Raw genomic sequence first — 17,307 nt, 5'->3', positions numbered from 1 at the left:
ATGGATATTACAAGTCACACTCACCACATCTCCCAACAGTACAACATAGAACTGGAGGCGATTCGTACTCATCTGTCGGAAATGGGCGGTATGGCTCAGCGTCAGGTGAACGATGCAATTCAAGCGCTGATTGATGCCGATGTGGAGCGCGCCGAGCAAGTGGTGCGCTCGGATACCAAAGTCAACTCCATGGAAGTGACAATCGACGAAGAGTGCGTGCGTATTCTCGCCCGTCGTCAACCGGCCGCGAGCGATTTGCGTTTGGTTATCGCCGTTACCAAAGCGATTACCGACCTTGAGCGTATCGGCGATGAAGCGACTAAAATCGCCCGTCAAGCTATCGCCATGAATAAAGATGGTTTGGCGCCACGCGGTTATATTGAGGTGCGCCATATTGGTGGTCATGTGTCGCACATGTTGCAAGATGCATTGGACGCATTTGCCCGTCTGGATATGCAGTTGGCGCTCACGGTAGTGCAAACCGATAAACAGGTAGATATGGAATACAGCACGGCGATGCGCGAGCTGGTCACTTTTATGATTGAAGATCCGCGCAGTATTACGCGGGTACTCAACATCATGTGGTCACTGCGGGCGTTGGAGCGCATTGGCGATCACGCGCGCAACCTGGCGCAATACGTCATCTATTTGGTTAATGGTGAGGACGTTCGCCACGCCAATCTGGAGCAGATCACCGAAAATGTGAACGCCAAAGACGAATAAGCCCGTCATTTGGCGCGCGCCGCATTTTTTGCGTGACTAAAGCCACTGCCTCTTGTTAAATAACCCGCGTCTGCGTTAAGGCGCGGGTTTTTGTTTTTAGGGTCAACATAAAAGTGGCTTCTGATATTAAAAAATGCATTTTTTGGCGTTTCAACCACCAGGAAATGCTTGTCGGATACCCAACAAATATATAATATAAATAGGCTAATTAACTATGCTGGACACAGGGCGTAATCTTACACACCAGTTAACCCATCAATTGGGTGCGGCAATTGTTCAAGGTCAATATGCGATTGATAAATCCTTCCCGACGGAAGCGGAGTTATCGCAACAATTTAATATCAGCCGCAGCGTCACGCGCGAAGCGGTAAAAATGCTGACGGCTAAAGGTTTGATTGCCTCGCGGCCACGCCAGGGCATTCGGGTCATGCCGAGCAGCCACTGGAATATGTTTGATGCCGATGTGCTGGGTTGGACACTCAATGCGCGCGCCTCGCTGGAGCTGCTGCGTGAATTTACCCAACTGCGTATGGCCATTGAACCGGAAGCAGCGGTATTGGCTGCTGAAAACAACAAGGACACCGCGCGTATCAAAGCGATTGGCGATGCGCTGGCGCGTATGAAGCGTGCCGATGAAGGATTAGATGATCCGCTCACGGCCGATATTGAGTTTCACTGCGCCATTCTCGCGGCAGGCAACAACCGCTTCTTTTTTCAATTGCGCGATTTCATCCAGGTTGCGCTGCGTGTGAGTATCGCCAGTACCAACCAGCTTAAAGGTGTACTGACCGCTGACTACGATGATCACAAGCGCATTTATGACGCCATTTGTGCGGGTGATCAGGAGGAGGCGAGCAGGGCGGTAAAAGTGTTGCTGCAAGAAGTAATGCAATTGATTAATTTATCTCTGGTTAAACCTGCATGAGTGCAGTGATCAAAAATACCTGTTCAGGTTGATTGATTCTGCCTAAGCTCATAACAGCCTAACGCCGCGTGAATCCGGAGAGAGATCAACATGTATAGCTACTCAGCCCATACAGGGTATACCCGCTACGCCAGCCTGCAGGGGCGCAGCGTATTTATTACCGGCGGTTCAACCGGTATCGGTGCCGCGTTGGTTGAAGCCTTTGCGGCGCAGGGCGCACGGGTTGCCTTTGTCGATATAGATGCCGAGGGCGCCATTGAACTGTGTGATGCAATCGAGCGGCAGGGTTATGCCCGCCCCTGGTTTGAAATTTGCGATGTGAGTGACATCAAGGCGTTACAGCAAAGTATCGCGGATGCATGCGTCGTGAATGGTGATATTAGTGTGCTGATTAACAACGCCGCTAACGATCAGCGTTATGACACCCGCGCGATGACCGAAGAGCGTTGGCATCGCAGTTTGGCGATTAACCTGCATCCGGCGTTTTTTGCGGCGCAGGCGGTACAGCCGATGATGGCGTTACAAGGTGGCGGTTCGATTATCAATATCAGCTCCATCAACGTGCAATTTGGTCCGCCAAATTTGGCGAGTTACATCACGGCGAAAGCCGGAATTTTAGGAATCTCCAAAGCGTTGGCCACGGACTATGGTCAAGACAATATTCGTGTGAACTCCATTTTGCCTGGCTGGGTGGCAACACCCAAGCAGTTGGAAAAATGGTTATCGCCGGAAGAGGAAGAAGAATTAATGAAACGCGTGTGTCTCAAGAAACGTTTGGGCGCGCACGACGTGGCGAACCTGGCACTCTTTCTCGCGGCGGATGACTCCGCCATGATCACCTCTCAAGAATTTATTGTGGACGGTGGCCGGATTTAAGCACTGCGGTTAAGTGGTGCAGCAAGACAACCTGGAAGCATTCATTAGTGATCCTGATGAATGCTTCTTGTTTAAGGGGCTGTTCAATTTTTATCGGGTTGATAAGCGCCAATAAAAACAAAATTTTTTAATAACAAGATGCTCTCCAACCACAGCATCACTACACAGAGGTCAATATGATTTTAAACGGACTCGATATCGGGGTATTGGTTGCCTACACCCTGATTCTGCTCTTTGTTGCCTATTGGGTGTCGCGTGACGAAAAAGGCCACGAAAAAAACGCTAACGATTATTTTCTTGCCAGCAAATCCCTGCCTTGGTGGGCGATAGGTGCATCCTTAATCGCCGCCAACATCTCCGCTGAACAAATCATCGGTATGTCTGGTTCGGGGTTTGTGATTGGTATGGGGATCGCCGCTTACGAACTGATGGCAGCAATAACCTTGATTGTGATCGCAAAATATTTCCTGCCGATTTTCCTCGCCAAGGGCATTTACACCATGCCGCAATTTTTGGAGAACCGTTACGATGGCCGCGTACGCACCATCATGGCGATTTTCTGGCGCTCTATACCTTTGTGAATCTGACCTCTGTGCTCTATTTGGGGTCTTTGGCAATCTCACAATTTATCGGCGTAGACATGATTTACGGAATGATCTTCCTGGTGCTTTTCTCTATGGCTTACTCGGTTTATGGCGGTCTTAAAGCGGTTGCCATGACAGACATAGTGCAGGTGATTATGTTGGTGTTGGGCGGTTTATTCGTAAGCTATTTGGCGCTGAACCAAATCTCGGGCGACAACGGTGTTATTCAAGGTTTTACCACCCTGATGGAAAAAGCACCGGAAAAATTCGACATGATTTTGTCGAAAGATAACCCCAACTACATCAGCTTGCCCGGTATTTCAGTATTGATTGGTGGTCTGTGGATTATGAACATCAGCTACTGGGGCTTTAACCAATACATTATCCAGCGTGCACTGGCGGCAAAAAGTTTACAGGAAGCGCAAAAAGGTATGGCGTTTGCTGCCTACGTAAAATTATTTGTGCCCATTATTGTGGTATTGCCTGGCATCTGCGCTGTAGTGCTGGCCCCGGATCTGGCTAAAGCTGACCAAGCCTATCCGGAAATGATGAAATTATTGCCACATGGTTTGTTGGGAATTGCGTTTGCTGCACTGGTCGCCGCGATTGCTTCTTCACTCAGTTCTATGAGCAATAGTATCTCTACTATTTTCACCATGGATGTTTACAAGAAGTTGGTGAACCCGGCAGCGAGCGAACACAAACTGGTATTTGTAGGGCGTATGACGGCATTGATCGCCATGGTTGTTGCGATTTTGCTGGCCAAGCCATTAGTTGGGCAATCACAGCAGGCGTTCCAATTTATTCAGGAATTTACGGGCTTCTTTACGCCAGGTATTGTGGTGATTTTCCTGTTTGGTTTCTTCTGGAAAAAAGCCAGCGCTAACTCTGCGCTGGCAGCGGCAATTGGTTCAGTGGTTTTCTCTGCGCTGTTCTACAAATTCCTACCTGAATTTCCGTTTATGGATCGTGTGGGCGTAGTGTTTATACTTTGCTGTATTGTTGCAGCGGCTATCACTTTGCTCAGCGGCACTAAAGAGCAGGCCAATGCGATTGATTTGCACGATGTTAGCTTCAAAACCACTGGCGGGTTTAATGTTGCAGCGATGGGAGTCATCCTAATCCTGATCGCGATCTACGCTACCTGGTGGTAAGCTGCGTATCACTTGCGCCACCTGAAAAACGCCCCGCTTGGGGCGTTTTTTTTACGGCTTATTATTTTTTTGCCCTCACTGGATTACCAAGAGCTGACCATGGCATCACTGACACTTATCGATACCGTTCCCTGTGCTAATCAGTTAGGTGAGGGCGTGCAATGGAATCATCAGGATGGCTGCTTTTATTGGACGGATATCCACAGTAAAAAACTCTATCGCTATGCGTTAGCCACTAAAAAACTGACGCATTTTGATTTGCCTGAACGCTTATGTTGTTTTGCCTTTGCGAAAAACGATGCGCGTCTGCTCGCTGCATTTGAATCAGGATTTGCCTGGTTTGATATTACAACCGGTGTAATTGAATGGATTGCGAAACCAGAAGCAAATATTAACGGCAATCGTTCCAACGATGGCCGCTGTGATCGGCAAGGGCGCTTCTGGATGGGTTCGATAGTGGAGAATCGCACCAGTGAAGAACAAAGTGCGGGCCTTTATTGTTTGGATACGGATTTTTCCGTCACGCAGCATTTCAGCGGTTTGATGATTTCCAATGCGCTCTGCTGGAGCCCGGATTCGCGTAAGCTTTATCACGCCGATTCGCCCACACACTCATTGCGGGTTTATGATTTTGATGCGCAGACGGGCGAATTATCTAACCCGGAAATTTTTGCCCACACTGCACTGGGGGTAGAGCCGGACGGTGCCTGTGCCGATGCAGAAGGCTATGTGTGGAACGCGCAGTGGGGCGGCAGCCAAGTGGTGCGCTATGCGCCGGACGGCAGTAAAAATCTGGTATTGGATTTACCCGTTACGCAACCAACCTGTGTGGCATTTGGTGGTGAGCAATTAAATGTATTGGCCGTAACCAGTGCGCGCGTCGGCTTAAGTGATGAAGCGTTGAAACAGCAACCACAAGCGGGCAATTTATTTATTTTTGCTACACCCTTTACCGGTTTAACAGAAAATTGGTTTGGTTGATTCTCGCGTTAAATAAAGTTTGATATCTCCAATAACCACAAACCCAGGGTCACGCTGAGCAGCGACCAGAGCGTTGTCTGCACCACAATATTCGCTGCGAGCACAGCGTTGCCTTTCATCGCCTGCACCATCACAAAACTGACGGTGGCGCTGGGGGACGCGGCCAGTACAAACAAAATGGCGAGGTTTTCACCGCGCACACCCAAGCCAATCGCTATGCCGCAAGCCAGCAGTGGCGATATCACTAGTTTCCATAGTGTCGCACTAAGAGTTGCTGCGTCCACGCGTTTTAGTTGCGATAAATCCAACGCACCGCCAATACAAATCAGTGCCAGTGGTAACACCATTTGGCTTAGGTATTTGCCGCTGTCGAGCAAAATAACAGGCATTTTTAAGCTGCTGGCGTTGAACAAAAGCCCAGCGACTATCGCCAGCATAAGCGGGTTTTTAACAATGTCTTTTAGTGTGGCTTTGAAGGAGTTGCTGCTGCGTTGCAGGCTGCGGTTGAGTACATAAATGGACAGGACGTTGTAAAGCACCACGGTCATTGCGACTGGCAAAGCGGCTGTAGCCAAACCACGTTCACCGTAAGCATTGGCACAAAATGCCAGCCCCAAAATCACCAAATTGCCGCGAAACGCACCCTGGATAATCACACCATGGTCGCGCGGTTCCTGAGTAAACCAATGGGCTGTAAGCAAGCTGCCCGCAAATACCAGCAAGGTCATCACCCCAAATGCAATTAATACACCTGCATCGGCCATATGGTTAAAGTCGGCGCTGGCGCTGGTGGTGAACAACATGACCGGCAGGCCGATGTTATAAACGAGGCCGGACGCACTTTTGATAAAGGCATCGTCAATCATGCCGCGTTTTTTTAGCAGCACACCGAGAAATAGCACCACAAAAATGGGCGCAGTGATACCGAAGGCAAAGGAAAAGGTGGTGAGAGCGTTAGTGAGCAAAGTGATTTCCCAATAAATAATTAAGCCCGGCGAGCCGGGCTTAATTATCGCATGCCTGTCACTAATTGCTCAGGCCATTGTCGCGTGGGGAAAAACTATTCAAGAGCAGTTTATTCAGGTACGACAAACGGGAAATAATTTTTCGCGTTATTAAAGCTGATGTCCTGAATCATTTTCCCAACCATCTTGGTGTCGTTAGGCACCAGACCTTTGGCCATATCGCGACCCAACATGCCGCACAGTATGCGACGGAAGTATTCATGGCGCGAATAGCTAAGGAAGCTGCGGCTGTCGGTGAGCATGCCCACAAAACGGCTCAGCAAGCCCAATTGGCTCAAGGCTTCAATCTGGCGGGTCATTCCATCCATTTGATCCAGGAACCACCAACCGCTGCCGAATTGGATCTTGCCAGCGGCAGAGCCGTCCTGGAAGTTGCCAATCATGGTGCCGATCATTTCGTTATCGCGCGGGTTCAAATTGTAAATAATGGTTTTGGCGAGTTTGTTTTGATCGTCCAACCGGCCTAAAAATTTCGCCAGTGGTTTCGCGTAATTGTGATCGCCAATAGAATCAAAACCGGTATCTGCCCCCAAGGTGCGGAACAAGCGTGGGTTGTTGTTGCGAATCGCACCAATGTGGAATTGTTGCACCCACCCTTTTTTGTGATCTTGCAGGGCGAATTCCACCATCATCGCTGATTGGAACTTTTCAATTTCCACTGCATCGAGATTTTTATGGCTGCGAATTTTCAGGAAAATAGTTTTGATTTCTGCTTCGGTGTAGTCCGCAGCATAGACAGTTTCCAAACCGTGATCCGACAAACGGCAGCCGTTCGCGTGGAAGTAATCGTGGCGAATATCCAGCGCGTTGATCAAATCGTCAAAGGTATTGATGTTGACATCGGCCGCAATCGCCAGGCGATCCAGATATTTGTTATAGGCTTCGGTGTCTTCCACCATCATCGCGCGATCGGGGCGCCAGGTGGGCAGCATCGCTGATTTAAACGAGCTGTCGGCGGCAACACTTTTGTGATGCGCCAGGTCGTGGATTGGATCGTCGGTGGTGCATACCAATTTCACATTAGCTTGCGTCATCAAACCGCGTGCGCTGAATTCTGGGGTGGCGAGCAGTTCGTTACATTCATCCCAAGTGCGTTTGGCGGTGCTGCTATCGAGCAGGCGATCGGTAATGCCAAAGGGTTTACGCAATTCCAAATGCGTCCAATGGTAAAGCGGGTTGCGCAAGGTGTAAGGCACGGTTGCACACCACTGCTCAAACTTTTCCCAATCGCTGGCATCGCCAGTACAGAAACGTTCATTCACACCATTGGAGCGCATGGCGCGCCATTTGTAATGGTCGCCTGCCAGCCAGACTTCAGTAAGGTTTTTGAATTGCTTATTTTGACCTACTTGCTCGGGGGGAAGATGGCAGTGGTAATCAATGATCGGCATGTTTTTGGCGTACTCATGAAAGAGTACTTTGGCCTGCTCGGTGTCGAGCAAAAAGTCGTCGTGGATAAAGCTCATTCTCACAATTCCTCAATAATGCCGAAGCGACAGCAATCCTGCGTGAGGCTGTGCGATGGCAAGATAATTTTTACGCTCAACGCCTCTGATGGCCCTGCTCAAACACTGAGCGGCCAACCTGTGTGTAGGGAGACTGGTTGAAGATTTTTATTCCATCGGGTTGTGCCCGAGGGGATAAGTTTGACCGAGGATTGCCTGCCAAAAGGCTAGATGAATACCCAACATGGATTTGTTATTGGTTGGGTTGCGCCGCTATGTTGCAGCTTGCCGATAAGTGTAACGCTTGCCGTTTAAAATACCAACCTGCAGCATAAGAGTTTAATGCTGGCATTACACTTCTTAAACACGGGTGTAATCGTTTACATTATAATGCTGCGAAGCTGGTAATCGGTTAAGCAGGATTGGCATCTTGGGCTATAGTCAAAGTGCGGTGAGAGCAGCAATGTTATCGTTGCGTTTTCAAAAAACAGCGTAGTTCACGGAGCCCATTATGAGTAAACCCATTATTCATCAGAACCCTCTCTATCAATTATTAAAAACGGAGCGGGTTGCGGAATTTAATCAACGCAAAGCACGCGGCGAAGTAAAAGAGGGCATGTTGCGCGGCGGCGATTTTCGCGGTTTGGATTTACGTGAGCTGGACGCAGATGGCCTGGACTTGCGCGATGCTTATTTCCGGGGAGCGGATGTCCGCGGGGTAGATTTTCGCAATACCCAATTAGAGGGCGCGAGTTTTTGTCAGGCACATTTTTCCGGCGCGTTTTTTCCGCGCGAAATTAGCGCCGAAGAATTGCGGCTCTCTTACGATATAGGTATACGCGTGCGTTACAACGCTCGCTAGAGCGATTGTTTTACTTTAGCGCAACAGATCTTTTTGTAATCGGGTGATTGGATGGTTTGTAGCCAGCCAATCACCCGATTGCATTAGTAATTCACAACAGCCGATCCTTTATATATAGAAAGTGACTTATCCAAAGTGACCTATAAAAATATATTTATAAAAAGCATTTATAAAAAAATAGCTAACCCGATTAATTGAAACGATTCATTTTCTTTGCCGATAGCATTGATAAAAAACGCCATTACAAAGAGATTTAGTCAGAGGACAACAACAATGAAAGAAACGTTTTTAGTGCGGCCATTCGCTGCAAGGCTCGCTATTGCCATGCTGGCGCTGGCGACATTAATAGGCTGCAAGCCTGCGGAAAATCCTACTACTGCTTTGCAAAGTGTCAGCAGTGTTGCTGTGGTGCAAGAAGTAGCGGCAGTGGAAGTATCGCTGGTAGATAAACAGGCAACGGCGGAAACCCGTTCGCTGTTCGCGTTTATGCAAACGCAACGTAAGCAGTCGATTATGTTTGGTCACCAGCACGATACCACCCAGGGTTTAACCATCACTACAACAGACGGTACACAATCCGATACCTTTAATGCAGTTGGCGATTTTGCGGCCGTTTACGGGTGGGATACGCTTTCTATCGTCAGCCCCAAAATGGAAGGCGATGTGGTAGAACAAGTCAAAAAAGCTTACGCGCGCGGTGGCATTATCACCGTGAGTTCGCATTTCGATAATCCCCTTACCGATCAACAAAAAGGCGAGTGGCCGGTGGGTACTTCCTGGGATAAAACCCCTGCGGTAGTTGCTGCCTTACCGGGCGGTGAAGCCAACGCCGTTTATAACGGTTACCTGGATCAATTAGCCGAATGGGCGAATAATTTGAAGGATGAAAACGGCGTGTTAATTCCGGTGGTTTTCCGCATCCTGCACGAAAATACCGGCAGCTGGTTTTGGTGGGGCGAGGAGCAATCCACCCCCGAGCAATATAAAAAACTGTATCAGTACACCGTGGAATACCTGCGCGATACCAAAGGCGTACACAATTTTTTATACGCCTACTCACCCAATAATTTTTGGGAAGTGACGGAAGAAAATTATTTGCTGCGCTACCCTGGTGATGCCTATGTAGATGTGCTGGGTTTTGATACCTATGGCGAAGTGGAGAACAATGAAAACTGGTTTAAGAATGTAGTGGATAATGCCGCTCTGGTAGCACGCATGGCTGATGCGCGTGGGAAAATTCCGGTGATTTCCGAGATTGGTATTCGCGCTCCAGATATCGAAGCCGGTAAATACGACAATCAATGGTATCGGAAATTAATTGCAGGTCTAAAAGCGGATAAGGATGCGCGTAATATTTCTTTCCTGCTCACCTGGCGCAACGCACCGGAAGGTGTACCCGGGCCAGATGGTAAAAATGTTCCCCATTACTGGGTGCCTGCCAACCGCGAGGAGAATATTCAAAACGGTACCCTGGAGGATTTCCGCGAATTTTATCGCGATGACTTCACCGCGTTTAATCGCGATATATCCGGGGTTTATACTATTAAAACGGTTGCTAAATAACTGGTTCTTGGCGGCCTCGCAATGAGGCCGCTGTTATGCCGACCGATTAAACAGCTCCAATTGCACAAAATGATTGTGCTCGCGTAAATCAATAAACCTCACTCCCACGCCCAGCAAGCGTACCGGTTGTTCTTTACGGTGATAGGCTTCGCTGCACAATGCGATAAATTCATCGGGTTGAATGCCGGTTGCGCTGCGTTCAATGGTGGTGGTGCTGAAATCAGAGAATTTTATTTTTACGAACAGTTTTATGATTTTGTAATCATCATCCACCCGACGTAAACGTATTGCCAGTTGTTGGCTGAGTGCTGGTAGTTCATGCAAGCACTGCGGTAGGTTTTGTAAATCTTTTGCGAAAGTATTTTCTACGCTGAGTGATTTGCGGCGTCGGTCTACCGTTAATTCCCGCTCATCTATCCCGCGGCTTAATTTGTAAAGGCGGGAACCCATTTGACCAAAGCGCTGCGACAATTCAAACACCGACAGTTTTTGTAAGTCGGCGCAGGTAAAAATACTGAGTTCTGCTAATTTACTTGCCATGGCTTTGCCCACGCCAAAAATCTTTTTCACTGGCAGTTGCGCCACAAAGCTATCTACTTGTGCAGGAGTAATCACAAACTGGCCGTTGGGTTTGTTCCAATCGCTGGCGATTTTGGCGAGAAATTTATTGGGCGCTATGCCCGCCGAAACCGTGATGCCAATTTCCCGTTGAATGCGCGCGCGAATTTCCTGGGCGATACGGGTTGCACTACCCTGGTGGTGCTTGCAGTCGCTGACATCCAGAAACGCTTCGTCCAGCGAGAGTGGCTCGATTAAATCGGTGTAGTCGTAAAAAATGTTGCGCATTTGCTGCGAAGCTTCGCGATAAGCATCCATACGGTGCGGCAGGATCAATAAATCTGGACAGAGACGCATCGCGGTACTGGAGGGCATGGCGGAGTGCACACCAAAGCGGCGCGCCTCGTAATTGCAGGTGGAGATAACCCCGCGCCGATCGCTGCTACCGCCCACGGCAATCGGGCGACGGGCCAAGCTTGGGTCATCGCGCATTTCTATCGCGGCAAAAAAACAATCGGCATCGCAGTGAATGATTTTGCGCATGGTGAAAAGGCAACAGTAGAGGCATAGTTAATAAGATGGCTGTATTTAAATACAGTATTTGGTGCCTGTCATCTATTTTCACTTATGAATCTATTTTCATTGAAATGCGATGTCGTAAATTTAGGTTAACTTGTATGACAATAAGACCTTTTTGCCTTTATGCTCGCTACTAACCGATGTTCAACAGACGGCGGCGTTAGATAGATAACAACAAATAGGAGACATCTATGAGAATGATAAAACCATTGGTAATGGCCCTCGGGTTGGGCATGAGCATTGCTGCTCTGGCCGACACCCAAGTCAAAATCGATACCACCAAAACCGGTCCGGTCATCAATAAAAACATCTACAGTCAATTCGCCGAGCATTTGGGTCGGGGGATTTATGAAGGCCTGTGGGTTGGTCCCGAATCTACCATTCCCAACACCAAGGGTTGGCGCAATGACGTGGTTGGTGCCTTAAAAGAATTGCAGGTGCCGCTGATCCGCTGGCCTGGCGGGTGTTTTGCCGATGAATATCATTGGCGTGAAGGTATTGGCCCGCGTGGCGAACGCCCGGCACGTGTTAATACCAACTGGGGCGGCGTGATAGAAGATAACGCAGTAGGCACGCATGAGTTCTTCGATCTGGTTGAAATGCTTGGCGCGGAAGCTTACGTAAACGGCAACCTGGGAACCGGCACCCCGCAGGAGATGGCAGAGTGGCTGGAGTACATGACCTCGGACAGTAAATCCACGCTTGCTGAGCTGCGCCGCAAAAACGGCCGTGATAAACCCTTCCGTGTGCATTATTTTGCGATTGGCAACGAGGCATGGGGTTGTGGCGGCAATATGACCCCCGAGTTCTACACCCATCTTTACAAGCAATACGCCAGCTTCCTCAAAACACCAAAGGACAATACGCCTGTTTTAATTGCGAGCGGCGGCCACACTGAAGACACCAGCTGGGCGGATCACCTGACTGCCAACGTGAAACCCAATTGGGCATTGCGTATGGATGCGGTGAGTTTCCACTACTACACCTTGCCGACTGGCGATTGGGTGAAAAAAGGTGCTGCGACGGGTTTCCCCGAAAGTGAATGGATGTCCACTATGGTGAACACCCTGAAGATGGATCAATTCATTATCAACAACAAAAAAGTGATGGACAAAAACGACCCGGAGAAAAAAGTTGGTTTTTATGTGGATGAGTGGGGCACATGGTACGACGTAACTGGCGATGACGATCCAGGTTTCCTCTACCAACAAAACAGCCTGCGCGATGCGATTGTAGCTGCGCTCAACTTCAATATTTTCCACAAACATGCTGACCGTGTGCACATGAGTATCATTGCGCAAATGGTTAACGTATTGCAGGCGATGATTTTGACAGACAAGGAAAAAATGATCCTCACTCCGACATATCACGTGTTCAAAATGTACAAACCATTTCAGGATGCAACTTCACTGCCGATTGAGCTGAAAAACGTAGCGCGCTACAAGCTGGGTAAATCATCAATTCCTGCGGTGAGTGCAACAGCCGCGCGCGCTAAAGATGGCAAAATTTATATCGCCCTGGTCAACGCCAATCCTAATCAGGCAGAGACTGTTGATATTAATCTTGCAGGTATTAATTTGAATGCTGTTAAGGGTGAAATTCTGACTGCAGCGGCAATGGATACCCACAATACTTTTGCGGCACCAGAGAACATCAAACCAGCACCTTTTGCTGCGCAAGCGAAGAATGGCAAGTTGGCAATAGAAGTCCCTGCCAAAGCGGTTATTGTGGTGGCGGTGGAATAAACAAAAGGGCGCGATAAATCGCGCCCCTACAAGATAAAACCATTTTGTAATTTCGTAGGGGCGCAATTTATTGCGCCCTTTTTATTACGCCCCTTCATTGCACCTCATTACGTCATTTCAATCTAGAATTTTTTGGATTTTCTAAAACAAATCCTCAATTGATAAATAACGCTCGCCGGTATCGTAACTAAAAATAAGTACGCGGCTGCCGGCTTTCATCTCTGCTTGTTTTTGGGCAACGGCGGCGAGGGTGGCGCCGGAGGAAATGCCAACAAAAATCCCCTCTTTTAATGCGCACTGGCGAGTCATATCAAACGCTGCTTCTTCACTCACCAGAATGGTGCCGTCGAGTGTTTCTTTGTTTAATACTTGGGGAATAAAACCGGCGCCAATACCTTGCAGACGGTGCAAACCTTTTTGACCACCGCTAATCACCGGGGATTTTTCCGGCTCCACCGCGAAGGTTTGGAAGTGCGGGTAAGCTTGTTTGAGTATTTCACTGCAGCCGGTAATGTGTCCGCCGGTGCCGACACCGGTAATCATGTAGTCGAGGCCATCGGGAAAGTCGGCAAGAATTTCGCGAGCGGTGGTGGTGCGGTGAATCTCCACATTTGCCGGGTTATTGAATTGTTGTGGCATCCAGCTGTTCGGTGTTTCCGCGAGTATTTCATTCGCTTTGGCAATGCAGCCGCCCATGCCCAGTTCTTTGGGCGTGAGTACTAATTCTGCCCCCAGTGCCTTCATATATTTGCGGCGCTCGACCGACATAGATTCCGGCATGGTAAGAATTAATTTGTAACCTTTTACCGCGCACACCAGCGCCAAACCAATACCGGTATTGCCTGAGGTGGGTTCGATGATGACGGTGTTTTTGTTGATTATGCCTTTGGCTTCGGCGTCTTCAATCATCGACAGGGCGATACGATCCTTAATGCTACTGCCAGGGTTGAAACGTTCGACCTTCATCCAGACTTCGATGTCACTGCGAAATAGATGGTTGATGCGAACGTGTGGAGTATTGCCAATAGTCTGCAGAATATTATCGAATTTCATAAGGTTCCCTCGTGAGTAAATAAGCCAGCACTGATTCTACGCCTAGTCCAGGCGTTTCTTAAAGCGACTTGCCGCCGCTATCACCCCAAGCACGGTAAACCCGATCAGCCACCATAAATCCGGCTGCAAATCTTCCAGCGTCGCGCCGCGCAAGACTATGGCGCGCACCATGCGGATAAAGTGCGTCGCAGGCAGCGCTTCGGCAATCCACTGTGCCGCCTTCGGCATGCCCTCGTAGGGGAACATAAAACCGGAAAGTAAAATTGATGGAATCAATAAAAACACCGTCAGCTGCATCGCCTGCAATTGGGTTTTGGCGATGGTGGATACCAGCAAGCCAAGCGTCAGGCTAGCGCTGATGAAGGCGAATACGCCGAGTACCAACTGATCCAACCGGCCGTTGATTGGCACATCAAAAATCAAATGCCCGAGGCCGAGAATAATCGACACCTGAATCAGGCCGACAAAAATATAGGGCACGATTTTGCCGATCATAATTTCGCTGGAGCGCACTGGTGTAGTGATCAGCAATTCCAGGTTGCCGCGCTCGCGCTCGCGTACCAGCGCCGCTGAGGTGAACATCACCATGGTCATGGTAAGCACAATCGCCACCAGCCCGGGCACGATATTAATCGCTGAGCGCCGCTCGGGATTAAAGAAGAGCGCGATTTCAAAGGTGCTTTTGCGCGCGCTGGGCTGCGCCTCAAAACCACTGGCAAAGGGCATTTGTTGCAGCGCAAGCAGCGCGTTGCTGACCATGGTGTCGGAGCCATCAATTAGCCACTGGGCGATAGGGCGTTGGTCTTGCAGCCGTTGGCCAAAATCCTCGGGGATCACCAACACGGCGTGCACATGGCCACGGCGAATTGCGTCTTCCGCCTGCTTGGGGGTTTGATAGGTTTCGGTAAAGCTAACGACTTGGGTGGCGGTGAGATCGCTAATTAACGCGCGCGCGGTTTGGGTATGGCTTAAATCCACCACGCCGACGGGCAGGTCGCGTACATTGGTGTTGATCGCAAAACCGAATAGCAATAGTTGGATCAAGGGCACCATCACAATCATGCCGAAGGTGGGGCGATCTCGCGTTAGTTGGCGTAGCTCTTTAAACACAATCGCACCGATTCGCTGCAGGCTTTGGCTGAAGGCGTTCATTGCCGCGCTCCTTGTCCGTAAGGCGCATTACTGCCAGTGCAATGGACAAACACGTCTTCCAGGCTCGGGCGTACAGCATGTATCTGGCGATTGGCAACTAATTCCGGGTGCACACTGCGCAGCCAGCTTTCCGGTTCGTCAATTGCCTCTTTAATCAATACGCGCAGATGCGTTCCCTGTTGCGCGGTCGATACCACTTCCGGCAGCTCGCCCAATTGTTGTTTGAGCAGGCGCAAATTCTCACCGTCGATTTCAACCACGCGGGCGCCCAGCTCGCGCATCAATTGCGCGGGTGCACCATCGGCGCGTTTCACGCCGCTTTCCATAATTGCCAAGCCGTGGCAGCGCTCAGCTTCGTCCATGTAATGGGTGGAGACCAGGATGGTAGTGCCGCTATCGCAGAGGTCGAATAACTTCTCCCAAAAATCGCGCCGGTTTTCCGGGTCTACTGCAGAGGTAGGTTCGTCCAGAATCAATAATTCCGGTTTGTGCAGTGTCGCAGCCGCGAGAGCCAATCGTTGGCGCTGGCCACCGCTGAGTGCACCAGCTAGACGGGTTTTGCGTTCATCCAGTTGATAGCGGCTGAGCTGGCTGTCGATCAGTTGTTTTACGCTGCGGCTCTCAAGGTTGTAGATCTGCGCCATAAAGCGCAGGTTTTCCTGTACGGTTAAATCGTCGTAGAGCGAAAACTTTTGCGTCATATAGCCGAGGCGACGGCGCAATAATTCCGCTTGCTCGGGAATATCCATTCCCAATACACGCACGCTGCCCGCACTCGGCGTGAGCAGGCCGGTGATCAAACGCATGCTGGTGGATTTGCCACAGCCGTTTGGGCCGAGGAAGCCGTAAATGGTTTTGTGAGGAATGCGTAAATCCAACTGGTCTACGGCGACAAAATCGCCAAAGCGGCGGGTCATGCCGATGGTTTCTATCGCCCAGTCTTGAACGCTCGACTCTTTGGGATCAGTCATGGGGAAGCTCAACCTGTACCGGCAAACCGCTGGGCAAATGTGCCGCCGAGTCGGGCAATTGCACTTCGGCTAAATAGACAAGGCGGGCGCGATCGGTCGAGTTGAGTGCGAAGTAGGGTGTAAAGGCCGGGTCTTGAGAGATCCAGCGCAGCTTGCCGGTTTGTGGTTGGTCGAGGCCATCGACATGGATCACTAATTCCTGCCCGGCACTGATGTTCAGGCGATGGGTTTCGGGAACATAAATTCGCGCATAGGGCGCATTTTTATCAAGCAAAGTCGCGACTGCTTCGCCAACGCTGGTGCGTTCGCCCAGGTGTTTGGGCAGGTGGTCAAGCCGTGCATCGCCAGTCGCGCGAATGCTCAGTTCGCTCAAATTGTATTGCTCCAACTCCAACGCAGCCTTGGCCAGTGCAACTTGCGCTTCGGCTTGCTGCAAATCTTCTTCGCGGGTGCCGTTGGTCAGCAGCAATAAGTTTTCGTGGGATTGATCGAGATTGGCCTGCGCTGAATCGCGCTTGGCGCGGGCGCTATCCAACTCGGCGGCACCGGCGAGTTTTTTACTCACCAGTGTTTCAGCGCGGGCAAAGGTTTTTTGCGCTTCGACCAGCTGCGCTTCTGCGCCTTTGACTTGTGAGCGTGCTGCTGCAATATCTTCCGGGCGAGCGCCGTTTTGCAGTTTGGTGAGGTTGGCTTGGGCGCTGGCGAGGTTGGCCCCGGCCTTGGCAACCAGCGCCTGCTGGCGGCGATCATCCAGCTGCAGCAATAAATCGCCCGCTTTGACATCGCTGCCTTCGGCAATTGGGAGTTGGGTGATAATTTCGGCAGCGGTGGCTTTGAGCACTATGCGGTCGCGCTCCAGGGTGCCGAGTGCGAGATTGGTGCTGTGGTCGCTGCAGGCCATGAGTTGTGCAGCGAGTGCGAGCAGTAGGCTTGGCATCAACATTTTCCTGATGCTTTTGTTGATAAGGCGCTTGTTCATAAGGCGGCTGTTCCTGATGTTCATCGAGGTACCGAAAAATACTTGGCAATAGAATTCACTGAGTGTGCCAGAAATAGCGTGTAATCATGGGCAAAACTCCCGCGCCTTGTGCGCTTATATTGAAGGATAGAA

The 17,307-nt window shown here is 50.0% G+C and carries 16 protein-coding genes; 9 read left to right on the top strand and 7 right to left on the bottom strand.

The genetic code is table 11. The features are described from left to right. From phoU to O59_RS12365, 6 genes are all read left to right on the top strand, one after another. Nucleotides 1–723 (top strand): phosphate signaling complex protein PhoU, encoded by a 723-nt coding sequence (gene phoU / locus O59_RS12385; RefSeq protein WP_081489713.1) that lies wholly within the window; start codon nucleotides 1–3, stop codon nucleotides 721–723. A 214-nt stretch (nucleotides 724–937) separates the two neighbouring features. Further along, complete coding sequence (locus tag O59_RS12380) at nucleotides 938–1,648, top strand: FadR/GntR family transcriptional regulator (RefSeq protein ID WP_007643167.1); 711 nt, start codon at nucleotides 938–940, stop codon at nucleotides 1,646–1,648. A 90-nt stretch (nucleotides 1,649–1,738) separates the two neighbouring features. Next, the gene (locus tag O59_RS12375; protein ID WP_007643165.1) at nucleotides 1,739–2,524 is read left to right on the top strand and encodes an SDR family NAD(P)-dependent oxidoreductase; all 786 of its coding nucleotides are present in this window, start codon (nucleotides 1,739–1,741) and stop codon (nucleotides 2,522–2,524) included. A 176-nt stretch (nucleotides 2,525–2,700) separates the two neighbouring features. After that, entirely contained in the window at nucleotides 2,701–3,105 is a 405-nt protein-coding gene (locus O59_RS22200) for a sodium/glucose cotransport protein (RefSeq protein WP_007643163.1), read from the top strand. Continuing rightward, nucleotides 3,102–4,262: a sodium/solute symporter gene (locus O59_RS12370; protein WP_007643161.1), complete on the top strand. Its 1,161-nt coding sequence runs from the start codon at nucleotides 3,102–3,104 to the stop codon at nucleotides 4,260–4,262. The genes O59_RS22200 and O59_RS12370 overlap by 4 nt, the downstream gene beginning before the upstream one ends. 99 nt (nucleotides 4,263–4,361) lie before the next feature. Next, nucleotides 4,362–5,243, top strand: a complete 882-nt coding sequence (locus O59_RS12365) for an SMP-30/gluconolactonase/LRE family protein (RefSeq protein ID WP_040392533.1) — start codon at nucleotides 4,362–4,364, stop codon at nucleotides 5,241–5,243. Nucleotides 5,244–5,251: 8 nt separating this feature from the next. Here the strand turns inward: O59_RS12365 and O59_RS12360 are convergent, their stop codons facing one another. Both O59_RS12360 and uxaC read right to left on the bottom strand, forming a co-directional pair. Further along, nucleotides 5,252–6,208: an AEC family transporter gene (locus tag O59_RS12360; protein ID WP_007643157.1), complete on the bottom strand. Its 957-nt coding sequence runs from the start codon at nucleotides 6,206–6,208 to the stop codon at nucleotides 5,252–5,254. 110 nt (nucleotides 6,209–6,318) lie between these two features. Beyond that, nucleotides 6,319–7,734, bottom strand: coding sequence for a glucuronate isomerase (gene uxaC, locus O59_RS12355; protein ID WP_007643155.1), 1,416 nt, complete (start codon nucleotides 7,732–7,734; stop codon nucleotides 6,319–6,321). A 490-nt stretch (nucleotides 7,735–8,224) separates the two neighbouring features. On the opposite strand from uxaC, the gene O59_RS12350 reads away from it, so the two are divergent. Both O59_RS12350 and O59_RS12345 read left to right on the top strand, forming a co-directional pair. Continuing rightward, nucleotides 8,225–8,575 (top strand): pentapeptide repeat-containing protein, encoded by a 351-nt coding sequence (locus O59_RS12350; protein WP_007643153.1) that lies wholly within the window; start codon nucleotides 8,225–8,227, stop codon nucleotides 8,573–8,575. Nucleotides 8,576–8,848: 273 nt separating this feature from the next. Then, on the top strand, nucleotides 8,849–10,138 hold the full coding sequence (locus O59_RS12345) for a glycosyl hydrolase (RefSeq protein WP_007643151.1): 1,290 nt from the start codon (nucleotides 8,849–8,851) through the stop codon (nucleotides 10,136–10,138). A 33-nt stretch (nucleotides 10,139–10,171) separates the two neighbouring features. Here the strand turns inward: O59_RS12345 and dinB are convergent, their stop codons facing one another. Then, nucleotides 10,172–11,239 carry a DNA polymerase IV gene (gene dinB, locus O59_RS12340; RefSeq protein WP_007643149.1) on the bottom strand — a complete coding sequence of 356 codons (1,068 nt, stop codon included), beginning with the start codon at nucleotides 11,237–11,239 and terminating at the stop codon, nucleotides 10,172–10,174. A gap of 233 nt (nucleotides 11,240–11,472) precedes the next feature. Here dinB and O59_RS12335 point away from each other — a divergent pair, with 233 nt between their 5' ends. Then, a complete protein-coding gene (locus tag O59_RS12335) occupies nucleotides 11,473–13,020 on the top strand; it encodes an alpha-N-arabinofuranosidase (RefSeq protein ID WP_007643144.1) in 1,548 nt (515 codons plus the stop codon). A 141-nt stretch (nucleotides 13,021–13,161) separates the two neighbouring features. Here O59_RS12335 and cysK read toward each other — a convergent pair whose 3' ends face one another. Genes cysK through O59_RS12315 form a run of 4 tightly spaced genes read right to left on the bottom strand, consistent with a single transcriptional unit; the run spans nucleotide 13,162 to nucleotide 17,175 of the window. Further along, nucleotides 13,162–14,073 carry a cysteine synthase A gene (gene cysK / locus O59_RS12330; RefSeq protein ID WP_007643143.1) on the bottom strand — a complete coding sequence of 304 codons (912 nt, stop codon included), beginning with the start codon at nucleotides 14,071–14,073 and terminating at the stop codon, nucleotides 13,162–13,164. A 42-nt stretch (nucleotides 14,074–14,115) separates the two neighbouring features. Further along, nucleotides 14,116–15,225 (bottom strand): ABC transporter permease, encoded by a 1,110-nt coding sequence (locus O59_RS12325; protein ID WP_007643142.1) that lies wholly within the window; start codon nucleotides 15,223–15,225, stop codon nucleotides 14,116–14,118. After that, entirely contained in the window at nucleotides 15,222–16,196 is a 975-nt protein-coding gene (locus O59_RS12320) for an ABC transporter ATP-binding protein (protein ID WP_007643141.1), read from the bottom strand. Before O59_RS12320 ends, O59_RS12325 begins: the two co-directional genes overlap by 4 nt. Continuing rightward, on the bottom strand, nucleotides 16,189–17,175 hold the full coding sequence (locus O59_RS12315) for an HlyD family secretion protein (RefSeq protein WP_007643140.1): 987 nt from the start codon (nucleotides 17,173–17,175) through the stop codon (nucleotides 16,189–16,191). Before O59_RS12315 ends, O59_RS12320 begins: the two co-directional genes overlap by 8 nt. Between the last annotated feature and the right edge of the window lie 132 nt (nucleotides 17,176–17,307).

Origin of the sequence: Cellvibrio sp. BR (assembly GCF_000263355.1) — a bacterium.
Taxonomy (GTDB): Bacteria; Pseudomonadota; Gammaproteobacteria; order Pseudomonadales; family Cellvibrionaceae; genus Cellvibrio.
Note: the sequence above shows the minus strand (reverse complement) of the source record. Positions and strands in the feature narration are given on the sequence as shown.

What these genes read in the sequence shown, in the direction of transcription:
- phoU (WP_081489713.1), top strand. Translation starts at nt 1, where the DNA reads ATGGATATTACAAGTCACACTCACCACATCTCCCAACAGTACAACATA.
- O59_RS12380 (WP_007643167.1), top strand. Translation starts at nt 938, where the DNA reads ATGCTGGACACAGGGCGTAATCTTACACACCAGTTAACCCATCAATTG.
- O59_RS12375 (WP_007643165.1), top strand. Translation starts at nt 1,739, where the DNA reads ATGTATAGCTACTCAGCCCATACAGGGTATACCCGCTACGCCAGCCTG.
- O59_RS22200 (WP_007643163.1), top strand. Translation starts at nt 2,701, where the DNA reads ATGATTTTAAACGGACTCGATATCGGGGTATTGGTTGCCTACACCCTG.
- O59_RS12365 (WP_040392533.1), top strand. Translation starts at nt 4,362, where the DNA reads ATGGCATCACTGACACTTATCGATACCGTTCCCTGTGCTAATCAGTTA.
- uxaC (WP_007643155.1), bottom strand. Translation starts at nt 7,734, where the DNA reads ATGAGCTTTATCCACGACGACTTTTTGCTCGACACCGAGCAGGCCAAA.
- O59_RS12350 (WP_007643153.1), top strand. Translation starts at nt 8,225, where the DNA reads ATGAGTAAACCCATTATTCATCAGAACCCTCTCTATCAATTATTAAAA.
- O59_RS12345 (WP_007643151.1), top strand. Translation starts at nt 8,849, where the DNA reads ATGAAAGAAACGTTTTTAGTGCGGCCATTCGCTGCAAGGCTCGCTATT.
- dinB (WP_007643149.1), bottom strand. Translation starts at nt 11,239, where the DNA reads ATGCGCAAAATCATTCACTGCGATGCCGATTGTTTTTTTGCCGCGATA.
- O59_RS12335 (WP_007643144.1), top strand. Translation starts at nt 11,473, where the DNA reads ATGATAAAACCATTGGTAATGGCCCTCGGGTTGGGCATGAGCATTGCT.
- cysK (WP_007643143.1), bottom strand. Translation starts at nt 14,073, where the DNA reads ATGAAATTCGATAATATTCTGCAGACTATTGGCAATACTCCACACGTT.
- O59_RS12325 (WP_007643142.1), bottom strand. Translation starts at nt 15,225, where the DNA reads ATGAACGCCTTCAGCCAAAGCCTGCAGCGAATCGGTGCGATTGTGTTT.
- O59_RS12320 (WP_007643141.1), bottom strand. Translation starts at nt 16,196, where the DNA reads ATGACTGATCCCAAAGAGTCGAGCGTTCAAGACTGGGCGATAGAAACC.
- O59_RS12315 (WP_007643140.1), bottom strand. Translation starts at nt 17,175, where the DNA reads ATGAACAAGCGCCTTATCAACAAAAGCATCAGGAAAATGTTGATGCCA.